The 13,195-nt window shown below is 46.9% G+C and carries 5 protein-coding genes; all 5 read right to left on the bottom strand.

Translation table 11 applies throughout. The features are described from left to right. Positions 1-92: 92 nt before the first annotated feature. Positions 93-3,578 (bottom strand): T9SS type A sorting domain-containing protein, encoded by a 3,486-nt coding sequence (locus ONB37_02095; GenBank protein ID MDZ7398934.1) that lies wholly within the window; start codon positions 3,576-3,578, stop codon positions 93-95. Between the two features lie 179 nt (positions 3,579-3,757). Continuing rightward, the gene (locus ONB37_02090) at positions 3,758-4,726 is read right to left on the bottom strand and encodes a hypothetical protein (GenBank protein MDZ7398933.1); all 969 of its coding nucleotides are present in this window, start codon (positions 4,724-4,726) and stop codon (positions 3,758-3,760) included. A gap of 186 nt (positions 4,727-4,912) precedes the next feature. Beyond that, positions 4,913-8,716: an FG-GAP-like repeat-containing protein gene (locus ONB37_02085; GenBank protein ID MDZ7398932.1), complete on the bottom strand. Its 3,804-nt coding sequence runs from the start codon at positions 8,714-8,716 to the stop codon at positions 4,913-4,915. 767 nt (positions 8,717-9,483) lie between these two features. After that, a complete protein-coding gene (locus tag ONB37_02080; GenBank protein ID MDZ7398931.1) occupies positions 9,484-10,002 on the bottom strand; it encodes an ATP-binding protein in 519 nt (172 codons plus the stop codon). A gap of 246 nt (positions 10,003-10,248) precedes the next feature. Then, positions 10,249-13,086 carry an excinuclease ABC subunit UvrA gene (uvrA, locus tag ONB37_02075; GenBank protein MDZ7398930.1) on the bottom strand — a complete coding sequence of 946 codons (2,838 nt, stop codon included), beginning with the start codon at positions 13,084-13,086 and terminating at the stop codon, positions 10,249-10,251. Positions 13,087-13,195: the final 109 nt, after the last annotated feature.

The raw sequence follows: 13,195 nt of genomic DNA, 5'->3' as shown, positions 1-13,195 counted from the left end.
TCCTTTCCACGTTAAGTTTAAAGCTCTGAACCTTAGATTATTTTTTTCATGATTAAAACATCTTGAATAATCATCGCAAAGACGCGCTGGTTTTATCTTGTTAATAGCAATTTGATGGTCCCAAAATAATCGCCAGTTTCCATTCGGCAAAAGTAGATACCAGAGCTGACGAATTCACCTTTGTGATCTCGGCCGTCCCAGACCACTCGATGATACCCAGCAGCTAATTCGCCATCGACCAGGGTCGTTACCAAACGCCCAGCGACATCATAGATTTTTATTTTGACAGGAGCGGGCGAACTGCATTCAAAATTAATCGCCGTTTCAGGGTTGAATGGATTGGGTGAATTTTGCCAAAGATGGAATCGATATGGCATAGCAGACTGAGCAATCGATCCATTATCCGTGTCGTTATTTTTGTTGAGGTGCACTGTCCCCGCATCGTCTGAACCTGCATCGCTTAAAATTACTTGGGTGACCCCTCGATATCGCTCGTCTGACTGAAAAATTTCAATGATAAGCGTATCGCCTGGTTGCCAAGTTGGCAGAAAATTTGGCACCATCACCCACCAATACTTTCCATCGTTTCCAGAGCCGAGGGGATCAGAGACGAATTTTTGATCTCCATTTCGTCTCCATACGACATTGATCCGCAGATCAGCCGAGGATATGTGCACATCTGAAGGATAGATTAGTCGTCCGTAAATCGTATGCGGTACCCCATTGCCTGATTGCGCTGATCCTTTTTGAAATGTTGGTAATGATTGAATTGGATCGATGCTGGATGCGGAGATTCCGCTACCTTGGCAAGAAGCAGGCCAGGTGGTTTCACTCGTCACATTGACAAAATAGGCATGCCCTGCCTGGACTGAGAAGTCATTGAACGGCAGCCCCACGACATGTCCAATCAACGCCTGAGTGGTGACATCCCAAACATAGACATCGCTGCAATTCGGAATATCCTGACCTAATTGATCGGCAGTGGTCAGATTGCTTTTACTCAGTGGTACTCCAATCAAGTTGATGTCAGTCCCATTCGTATTGATCAACTGAAAGCAGGTGTCAGAATAACTCCCCGCTATCGTCCAAATGGTATCCTTGCTCACATTGATCATGTAGGGATAGCCTGGCGCTATAGGAAAATTGTTGAAGGGCAAGCCCTTCACATGTCCAGTCAGCCCTTGAGTTGCTGCATCCCAACAGTATACATCTGTGCAATAAGGGATTGCCTGAGCCAGATCCTCCGCAGTCGCAATAGGCTTTCGGGTCCCTTGGGTGTGCATGATAACCACCAGATGATTGATGTCTGTTGTTGAGGTGGTACTGAGTTTGTAATCGAATTCCCCTGCCAGGTTAGAGGGATCGGATTCGCTGCCCACCAGGGCGGTGACGCGATAAAAATAATTGATATTCACATCCCCAACTAACCTCACCCCAGCTCCATTATCGAGCCACTGAATTCCGTTGGTATTGGGATCTTGATCCGAAACATTCGTTGCGATTCTATTGCTCCCATTCGTTTTATCAGGCAGGAAGTCATAGGACGTTCCGCGGTATACATTGTAACCAGTTGCACCAGCGACCGGGCTCCACTCCAATAAAATTCTGGTCCACTGTTGGGACGCCCGGAGATCGGTGATCGGAGGGATTAATTTGGGAACAAAATGGGCAGTGATTGTCTTATTCGCATTCATCATCACTGTTGTAGTATCATTGTGGGAATCGGCGACATCACCCGACCAATGATCAAAATTATAGCCAGTTGCGGGAATGGCGATAATTGTCACCACGCTTCCAGATCCATAGCTGTGGTTCCCAGGCGGGGGATCTGTGGTTCCAGCGTCAATCGGCTCAACTGCCATAGTGAGCGTGTAATTGGTCGGTGTAATTGAGAAGGTCGCATCGCTGACATCCGATGGGTCACCATCAGTATCTGTGATTCTTACCAAACAGGAAGTTGTCGGATCATCCGGTATGGTCCAGAGGAAATCCCCATCATCGGGGGTAGAGCCCACAATAGTTTTCCAAGTGCCCCCGTTGTTGGGAGAATATTCCAATTTTACACTGCCACTGGTGTGGCTGGAGCTCCACGTGATATGATAATTATTCCCGATGGTCCAGGTCTCTCCCCCATTGGGTGCAGTGACTGTTATTTTGGTATTATTGCTGGCGAACAAATAGATGATACCGCCCCAATAATAGGCCTCACTGTAATATGTAGCAGATGTTATGATATCTGGCAGGCCATCGCCATTGACATCCCCGGCAGTTGCGCAGGAAAATCCAGCGTAATCTCCAGCATGTTCTCCCACGAAATAGTCTTGAATTGTCGCCAGTGGCACATTGGGTTGCCAACCAGAGGGTTTGCCCCTGATCAGATACAGCTTTCCAGCATCGGTGCCATTGGCATCATTGTACCAAGCACCAATTAAAAAATCATCGTAACCATCCCCATCGACATCGCCAGCACCTTGAGTATCCCAGCCGGCTTCGTCGTCCAGTCCCTCCCCATAATAAGATGCATCGGCCTCAGCGAGCTGGGTTTTCCAGCCGCTGGTTCTGCCTAAAATCAGATAAACCTTTCCATTTTCCCGATCATTCTCATCATGATATGGCGCACCGATCAAAAAATCGTCATATCCATCGCCATTGACATCGCCAGCACCGGACACCCTCCAACCAGTATAGTTACCGTATTGCTCCGACGTAAAAATCACATCCGCAGTTCCGACGTCGCAATTTTTTCCCCAATTAACGCTGCGACGACCAAAGAATAAATAGACCTTGCCCTCACCACGCGCCCCAATGGCAAAATCAGGGATGCCATCTTTATTGACATCACCAACTCCATCCACGCAATAGCCGACCAGACCGCTATTCTTTGTACCGTAAAAGGAGGCATTTGCCTGACTTAAATTGACGCCGCGCTGCCAGCCAGAGGCTTTTCCCAGAATGATATAAGCTTTGCCAGTATCATCCCCATCGTAGTCATGAAATGGCGCACCGCAGATAAAATCGTCATACCCATCGCCGTTCAAATCGCCAATAATCGCCACGGACATACCGGCCCCGTCCTCGTCTTGTTCTGCATCATAGCGGGCATCGGCATAATCGTATAACACGAAATCGCGTCCCCAGTTCGCACTCTGGCGACCTAAAACGACGTAAATAAAACCATCCTCTGCTCCAATTAAGATATCGCCAAGCCCATCACCATTCACATCGCCTTGTCCGCCGACGAAATAGCCCGCGGCCTCGTACGCTTTGGCACCCAGAAATCGTGCATCCGCATTCAGTAGCGAGACATTATAGCCCCAATTGGCCTCCGCCCTACCCAAAATGAGATAAACCGCCCCAGCATTGTACCCATTGGTCTTGTTATGAAATGTCCCGATCAGAAAATCAGCATAACCATCTCCATTCACATCACCAGCCGAGTGAATATGGTAACCGACTCGCTCGTAGTCATGGGTGCCCAAAAAGGAAGCGGTTGGATGAAACTGATACTGCGAAGCCACCGTTCCGGTGGTGATCAAAAACAGTCCTGCCCAAACGATTTGCCAAAACCGAATGTACATTTGTTCCCCCAAAAATAAATCCTTTGCCTAATCGGCTTCAGTAAAGCGTCATCTGGATGCCAAATAACTAAAATGGAAAGTGGCTGCCTGGAAATCTCACAATCAAAAGATTTCAGACAGCCAATGCATGTGAAATCGGCTGAGTCAAACTCACCAATCAACTAAATCTGCTGACAGCCTTATTTCATATAGATCATTTTGATGCTGGAAATCTGATTGGAAGCGACGAGGCGACCAATATAAATCCCCGACGTTACCAAATTACCGGCATTGTCTCGGCCATCCCAGATCACATCATAGCTGCCAGCGGGTTGGCGCTCGCTCACCAGCGTTCGGACCAATTCACCATTGGCGTTATAAATGCACAATTTCACATCGGCAATGCTGTGAGTAAAGGCGATCTGATATCGGATCAAGGTTTCTGCATTGAACGGATTGGGATGATTCTGCTTCAAAACGAACATTGCGGGCAAGCCCAATTCGATTGATTTAATCTCAGAGAACTCAAAAGCCCCATTGAAATCCATCTGCTTTAACCGATAATAGTAACATCCCGATGTGGCTTTCTCATCGACAAAAGAATATCGATGCACGTTAGTCGTCGTCCCATGCCCAGGCACAAATCCGATAGTTGCAAATTCACTGTCGCCATTTTTCCGCTGGATTTCAAATCCGAAATTGTTGGATTCGGTTTGGGTCACCCATTCCAGAACGACCTTGCCATCTCGGATCAATACCGAAAACGAGGAGAGTTCAACTGGAACCACTGGCTCGAGATACAGATCTGGTGCAGCATCACTGCCAGCATTGGTCATGACCACCTCAACCGCACCAGTCTCATTATTGGTCACATTCGTCACCTCGGTGCGCAGCACGTCGCCAGCCTGCCAATTGGTCGGGAAATTGCCAACCTGCACCTGCCAATATCCAGAGGAATAGCCACAACCTGGAGAAGACTGGGTCAAAATTTCAGATGGCCTTGAGGTGATATAAGAAATAAATGTGATATCGCCACTGGCTGGCACAGTCCCATTGGAATTGAACACCTTACCATAAGCGGTATGGGGCGTTCCTGCCATTCCCTGATTCATCATTCCCCCCAACATCACCGCAACCGCCGTTACCAAAAGTGCTAAAGCTTTGTTCATGATTGCCTCCTGCTCATTTATTTGTTCTACCATAGCGAATTTACAATTTCATTTTCTTATACCTTTGCGGAAGTTATTAGCTGACCCAAACAACCTGGGCTCAGCGCCCGAATTCGTTTTAATCAACATGAATAGCTCATTTCATTCTGTTTGTCGCCAGAAGTTCCAGACCGATGCTGGAAATTATTACTTAGCCAGAATCAATTTCATGGAGCGCTGATATTCTGCTGCTTCCAAACGACATAAATATATCCCTGTGCTGACCAATTTGCCAGCTTCATCCCGACCATCCCATCGCAGTTGGTGTCGACCAGCATTCATTGAACCATTCGCTAATATTCGAACCAGTCGTCCTGAAATATCATAGATCTGAACTTTAACCTGACTAACCTGGGGCAATTCGAAGATGATCTGCGTTTCAGGATTAAATGGGTTCGGATAATTTTGATATAGGACGAACTGCTGAGGAATTGCTGACTGCGACTCATGCGTTTGGATGTTAGCATTAGATAATACCACGGTACCGCCAAAATCTGAGCCAGCTTTGGATAATCGAACCGTGGTGGATCCCATTAACCTGCCGGATTTTTCGCGAATGATCACCTGCAAGCTATCTCCCACCTGCCAGGTTGGGATTAATTGGCTCGCGGCAATCCACCAATACTGTCCATCGCAGCCGCTGCCAACCACTTCAGACACAACGATTTCTTCGCCCCGTCCTTTTAACCTGGCACGCAGCTCCAAATCCGATGACACTACACCAGCATCGCTGGGCACGATTAGTTGACCATAAACCGTGTGCGGTGTCCCAACGCCCTGAAATGGCTTGCCTTTGCTCAATGAAAGATTTGCACTATGAGCTGAAGGATTGACTGAACTCGTTCCCATCAATCCTGATGGTTGAGGCCAAACTGTGTTAGCCGTGACGTTCACATAATAGGCATGCCCGGCTTTCACCTCGAAATTCGCGAACGGCAGACCAACCACATGTCCCACTAATCCTTGATCGGTTGAATTCCAATAATAGACATCTGTGCAATTGGGAATATCCTTGCCCAATTCTTCTGCGGTAGTCAAACTATCTTTGCCCAACGGCACTGCAATATGATTGATATCGGTAGTATTGGTCGTAATCAATTGGAAACTGGTATCCGAGTAACTGCCCGCCACAGTCCAGACCGTGTCTTTCGTCACATTGATCATATAAGGATAGCCTGGCACGATCTCAAAGTTATTGAATGGTAAACCCTTCACATGGCCAACAATACCCTGGCCGGAAGCATCCCAGCGATAGACATCGGTGCAGTACGGAATGGCGTTAGCCAGGTCTTCAGCAGTTAGAATCGGTTTACGGGTTCGCTGGGTGTGCATGATCACAGCGATTTCATTGATATCGGTCGTTGCAGTGGTTTTTAATTGATAATCGAACTCTCCAGCGACGTTGGAGGGATCGATCTCTCCCCCGGCAATCGCCGTGACGCGATAAAAATAATTGGTATTCACATCACCGACGATCTGTGCGCCATTGCCAGTATCGGTCCATTGCACCCCTTCTGTCATCGGATCTTCATCGTTGATATTCTCAGCGATCCGATTGCTCCCGCCAACCTGATCGGGGATAAAGTCGTGCCGGGTGTCTCGATAGACATTATAACCAGTTGCGCCAGAGACCGCGGACCATTCCAAAAGAAGATGAGTTCCCTGAACTGAGGCACGTAAATCAGTAATTGGAACTGGGAGTGCATTGAAATTAGCAGTTACGGTTTTATCATTATTCATCGTCACCGTCGTCGTATCGTTGTTCGGATCAGCAACATCCCCAGTCCAATTAGCAAAAGTATAGCCATTAGCTGGAATAGCGATAATTGTCACAACAGCGCCTTTGACATAGATATGGTTGCCAGGTGATGGGTTGGTGGTACCGCCCTGTTCTGGGTTAGCAACCATGGTAAGCACGCATGTTTTCTGAGAGAAATGGGCTGTGACGGTTTTGTCGCCATTCATCGTCACAGTCGTGGTATCATTATTGGGATCTGCTACATCGCCAGTCCAATGGCTAAATTCCCAGGCAGTGCCGGGCTTGGCAATCACAGTAACTACCGTCCCTTGAGGATAACTATGAACCCCCTCAGTTGGTTCGGTTGTGCCGCTTCCTGCGGGATCGACTGCCATGGTCAAATTATAAGCGCTCTGAACAATGCTGAAAGGCTGATCACTCGTATCAAACGGATCGCCATCCGAATCACTGATGCGAATCAGACAATTTGTTGACGGCTGATTTGGTACTGTCCAGGAATAACTGCCATCATCTGGCTCGTTGGTGGCGATTGTGCTCCATGAGCCCCCCCCATTAGTGGACAATTCGATATCCACCTCGCCACTGGTGTTGCTGGAGGTCCAGGTGATCGAATAGACATTACCCACTTGCCAGGTTTCGCCGCCGTTTGGAGAGGTCACTCGAATGCTTGCGGCAGTTCCAGACTCGTTGATCGTTAGGAATTGATTTGTGGGTACATTTGTAAAGGTCTGGACATTTCCGGATGGCCATTCTACTCGCAATTCATCGATGATCGTAGCGTTTCCCAGGCCGAAATGAGCCGCCAGCTCGTCATGACCGCCGTATCCATTTTGTGCACAAATCTCGCGCATTTGCCATTTCACTTGAGAATTAATGGTGGCTTTGACACGGACCTTTGCTCCGATCCCAGCACGGTTAGAAGTCGTTCCCACGCATTTCACATGGATCCAATGATTGGTATTGCCATTATTCGGCCCATTATTTTTGAACAAAATGTTCTTGCCCTCTCGAGCGGTGAACAGATCAACAAAGCCATCACGGTTATAATCGGCAAACGCAACTCCATACGTAAATGTGGAATCAAGCGCAACGCTGGTTGTATTTTTTGTGAACGTGCCATCCCCATTATTCATGTACAGAAAATTTTTCAATCCTGGAGTGCCGTCATTATCATTGCCAACAAATAAATCCAGGTCACCATCATTGTCAATGTCCCCCCAGGCGCTGCCATAGGAATAGGCTACGTCATTAACGACATCCCCATCCGTGATTTTCGTGAATGTATTATTACCATCGTTCCGATAGAGGAAGTTTTTCTCTGGACCGGCATCGCCGAAATTGGTTATGAAAAGATCCAGATCCCCATCGTTATCATAATCCGCCCAGCTCGGTCCAGATGAATCACTGCCTTCGATGATCGATTCGTTATTGGCATTCAGCAGTTTGACAAAAGTATTATTGCCATCGTTTCGCCAAATGGCATTATTTGGGCCTGCGCCGCCCGCAACTGCCAAATCGAGATCGCCATCGTTATCATAATCGCCCCAGGCAAAGGTTGAAATGAAAGTCGCGTTGCTTGAGCTCACCAAGGGAATCCCAGTGATATCTGTAAAAGTCCCATCTCCATTGTTCGCGTACAATGAATTCGCCTGTTTTTGTGCCCATCCGTTTTTGACAAATATGTCAATAAAGCCATCGTTATTATAATCTCCCCAACCAACCGTAGCAGTATATTCTTTATCATTGACGGGCGGTCCAGCGGTCGTATTTTTCGTAAAAGTCCCGTCCCCATTGTTCTCATAGAGGCAATTATTTTTCAATGGATCGTTGGCGTTATCCGTATTCGTGGCGACATATAGATCCAGATCGCCATCGTTGTCGAAATCTCCCCAGCTACACCCTCCTGAGATTAATTGGTCTTCTACAGGAGGACCACTCGTAATTTTAGTGAATGTCCCATCACCGTTATTACGATATAGAAAATTGAGCTGCTTATAGCCCTGTGCCCCATTGGTTACATACAAATCAGGATACCCATCATTGTTGTAATCTCCCCAGGCAACGCCTTTTGATGCCCCCTTTTCATTCTCAAAGATGATTCGGATGAATGGATCTTGGGCTAACAGCGGCATAATTCCCACTACCGTAACAATTACGATGCTCGCTAAGATTACCCACCTTAATCGCTTCATGTCTGTTCCCTTTCTTCTGGTTGGATTAATTATGATGATGGCAGAATGATTTCTTTCGATATTTTGCCAAAAAGAGGACGATGGTAATTTTAAAGCTTGTCCCGATATCATCGAGCAATTTTGCTCCTGGGCTTGCAGTCCGCTGACTCTAAATCATGGATGCATCATGCAGATAGCACGAGCCGAATTAAGATCAATAAAACGGAAATTGAGGAAACAGCACGATTGTTCCCATCTTCATTTTCATTTTTAATCGCTTGCTCAAGCGAAAAGAAATGACCATCCAAGTCAGAAATTTGCCAGGATTTCAAATTATCTCATCAATCAAACGATGTATTTTCTACTGGTAATTTGTTACTGGCAACTCCATTGAAATGCAGAAATAAATTTGTTGGAATTTTGAGGTTTCACATAGGTAGGAAATTGACGTGGGTTCCATCCGTCTGATGATTTTAGATAGTTGAAACCCTTCTGAAATTCTTATTAGCGGGGGTAAATCAGCCAGCATTGTATTGATGCGCCATTTTGAACTGATTTTCGCGAGAGAGTTCCTCTAAAGCTATTCCGTTTGAACAAACAAATTAATTTATCGTTAGCGATCTTTTCAATTCAAATAGAGCAAATCATAACCGCCCCAAGATGAGGTGCAGCTCGAGAGCCAGGTTTAATGCAATAAGGATGTACAAAGCATCTCGATCCGGCATGCCCTATTTGTGAAATTTTCACTGCGACTCACTGGAAGAGCTGGAGGGAGATTCATGGTGAAATTAGCTACGTCGCGCTAGCATCTCGGCTTTGGATGGGATCAACAATTCCTTGATCCGATAAAAGAGCAATCGAATCGGGAAAAGAAATTGCATGACTGGGCTATCCTTCCTGAACTTTACCAGCCTCAGTATGTTCGCTGTACCGGAGGTAAAATAATGGATTTCGTCGAGGAATTTTTTCATGATGAAGATTCCTAGTCCTCCTTTCTTGCCATTTTGGATGTATTGGGCTAAATTGGGATCGCTGACCTGATTGGGGTCGAAACTGATGCCATAATCGATCAATTCCACTATCAGGCGATCATTTCGAACATTGACTGTCACAGTGATCGAGCCGGAGGGGAGATCGCGATAGCCGTGCTTGATGATATTCGTACATGCCTCATCGACAGAGATCACCAGCGCATTGATTTCGCTTTTTGAGAAGTGGTAACGAGCGGCGATGCGAGAAATGAAATTGCGCAGCACTGGCAGATAAGAGATTTGAGCGGGAATTACAATTTGCTCACTGGATAGCATTTGTTTCACGGGCGGCCTTCCTCGATCTGGTTACATATTTCACCTTCGTCTCACCGATCCCTCAGCTCTGATCTCTAAATCCAGACCTTGCTCGCTCTGTGGTGAGCCAACAGCCGCATATGATTTCCTCAATCAGTAGTAACTGATTGATCGAAGCGCTTTCCGCAATACTGGTTCAATTATAATAAAAAAAATTAAAAAAGTCAAGTGAATATTTTTAAAGCGATGTTACAATTTTCATAAGAATTAACATTCGGTGACGGCCAGCACTTGTCGCAGAAACTGACCAGTGTAGGAGTCAGGGTTTTGCGCTACCTGCTCGGGGGTTCCAGTAGCAACGATTCGGCCGCCATCATCTCCGCCCTCTGGTCCGAGATCAATAATGTAATCGGCCGTTTTGATGACATCCAGGTTGTGCTCGATGACGATCACTGTGTTGCCTTTTTCCACCAGGCGATTTAACACCTTGAGCAGCATATTGATATCCTCAAAGTGAAGACCCGTGGTGGGCTCATCGAGGATATAGATGGTTCGGCCGGTGCTCATCCGCGATAATTCTGTAGCCAACTTGACGCGCTGAGCTTCTCCGCCCGAAAGCGTGGTCGCCTGCTGACCAAGCCTGATATAACCCAGGCCGACATCCTCCAGTGTCTTGAGTTTCCGCTGAATGACCGGGATTTTATCGAAAAATTGCAAAGCTTGAGAGACTGACATATCCAGAACATCCGCGATGGACTTGCCGCGATATTTAATTTCTAAAGTTTCTCGATTATATCTTTTTCCTTTGCATACCTCGCACGTCACATAAATATCCGGCAGAAAATGCATCTCAATTTTGATAATGCCATCGCCCTGACACGCTTCGCAGCGCCCCCCTTTAACATTGAAGCTGAAGCGACCCGGCCGATAGCCTCGAATTTTCGCCTCGGGCAATTGCGCAAATAGGTCACGGATCGGCGTAAACAAGCCAGTGTAAGTGGCTGGATTCGAGCGCGGCGTGCGGCCAATCGGCGATTGATCGATGTCTATAACCTTATCGACATACTCCAACCCTAATATTTTATCGTAGGGCAGAGGCGTCTTCTTTGCCTGATAAATATGGCGCACTAAAATTGGATACAACGTCTCATTGATTAACGTGCTCTTGCCCGAACCAGAAACGCCAGTGACACAGACGAATAATCCCAATGGGATTTTTACATTAATGGACTTTAAATTATTGCCTCTGGCTCCGATCAATTCAAGATATTGACCATTGCCGTTCTTCCGCTGCTTTGGAATGGGAATGTATCGTTTGCAGGACAAATATTGTCCAGTAATGGAATTCTCAGTCTGCGCAATTTGCTTGGGCGTCCCCGTGGCGACTACGTACCCGCCATTTTCACCAGCGCCAGGGCCTAAGTCCACCACAAAATCCGCCTTCTCAATGGTCTCACGATCATGCTCGACCACGATGACAGTATTCCCCAGATTGCGCAGTTCCAGCAATGTATCAATTAGCTTACGATTATCTCGCTGGTGCAAACCGATCGAGGGTTCGTCCAAAATATAGAGTACACCCATCAATTGGGAGCCGATCTGGGTGGCTAACCGAATCCGCTGAGCTTCACCTCCCGAAAGACTTCCAGCCGAACGATCCAGCGTGAGATAATCCAAGCCCACATTGATTAAAAATCTGAGTCGTGCATTGATCTCTTTCAAAATTTGTGCTGAAATTGCCTGCTCTCGCTCAGTCAATTTTAATTGCTGAAAAAAATCGATCGCTTGTTTGATCGAAAGTTGGGTGACTTGATAGATATTTTTATCTTCTATTCGAACCGAAAGCGTCTCTTTTCGCAGCCGAGATCCCTGGCAGGAGGGACAAGGTTTCATATTCATAAAGCTCTCGATCCAGGTTCGAATGTACTGGGAGGTGGTCTGCCGATAGCGACGCTCCAGATTGTTAATTATTCCCTCAAAGTGTGTGTTGAACTCAGCATGGGTATCCCGATCCTCCCGCTCGTAGACCATTCTCACCTTGTCCCCGCCCGAGCCATAATAGATGATCCGTTGATGTTCTGGCTTTAGCATTTTAAATGGGACGTCCATGCTGAAACCATATTTCTGCGCTACAGATTTCAACTGGCTGAAATACCAGCCTTCGCGGACTTCTCCCCATGGCCTCAGCGCACCCTGGTTAAGCGACAAGTTTTTATCTGGCACAACTAAATCTGGATCGACCTCCATGATGTTCCCCAACCCATTGCAGGTAGGACAAGCACCATAAGGGCTATTGAAAGAGAACATGCGCGGAGCCAATTCCTCATAAGAGATTCCGCACTCGATACAGGCAAAGTGTTCGCTGAAAAACAGCTCTTCTCCATCAATAATCTGAACCAAAACCATCCCACTGGCCAATTGCAGCGCTGTTTCCACCGAATCTGTCAGCCGACTGCCGATCTTCGGATCGATGATCAGGCGATCGACCACGATTTCAATATTATGCTTTTTATATTTATCCAGCTTAATTTCATTCTCCAGCTCATAGACCTGACCATCCACGCGAACGCGGACATAACCATCAGCGCGCGCCTCTTCAAAAATTTCACGATATTCTCCCTTCCGTCCCCTCACTACCGGCGCCATAACTTGCAGCTTCGTCCCCATTGGCAGCGACATCACCTGGTCGACAATTTGCTGGACGGTTTGGCGTTGAATCGGTCTGCCACAATTATAACAATAAGGCTTGCCAATCCTGGCAAATAACAATCTCAGATAATCATAGATCTCCGTCACCGTCCCAACAGTAGACCTCGGATTCCGGCTGGCCGAGCGCTGCTCGATGGAAATAGCTGGCGATAATCCTTCAATATAATCGACATCCGGCTTTTCCATAAGGCCGAGAAACTGGCGCGCGTAAGCCGAGAGCGACTCCACATAGCGCCGTTGTCCCTCGGCATATAATGTATCGAACGCCAAGGAGGATTTTCCTGAGCCGGATAGTCCTGTAATCACTACCAGCTTATCTCGTGGGATTTCTAGATCGATATTTTTAAGATTATGTTCCCGCGCACCCTTAATGAAAATTGCTCGCCGTTCCGACATATTCGCTACTTATCCCTTGCTTAATTGTGACTTCATTTTCACATCACGTACTATAACGATGGCGCATATAAGATGTTCCTTTGGAAAATTTAACCCTTGATGAACCGAT

It is taken from the genome of candidate division KSB1 bacterium (assembly GCA_034506395.1).
Taxonomy (GTDB): domain Bacteria; phylum Zhuqueibacterota; class Zhuqueibacteria; order Thermofontimicrobiales; family Thermofontimicrobiaceae; genus Thermofontimicrobium.
This window is presented reverse-complemented; position numbering and strand designations above follow the sequence as displayed.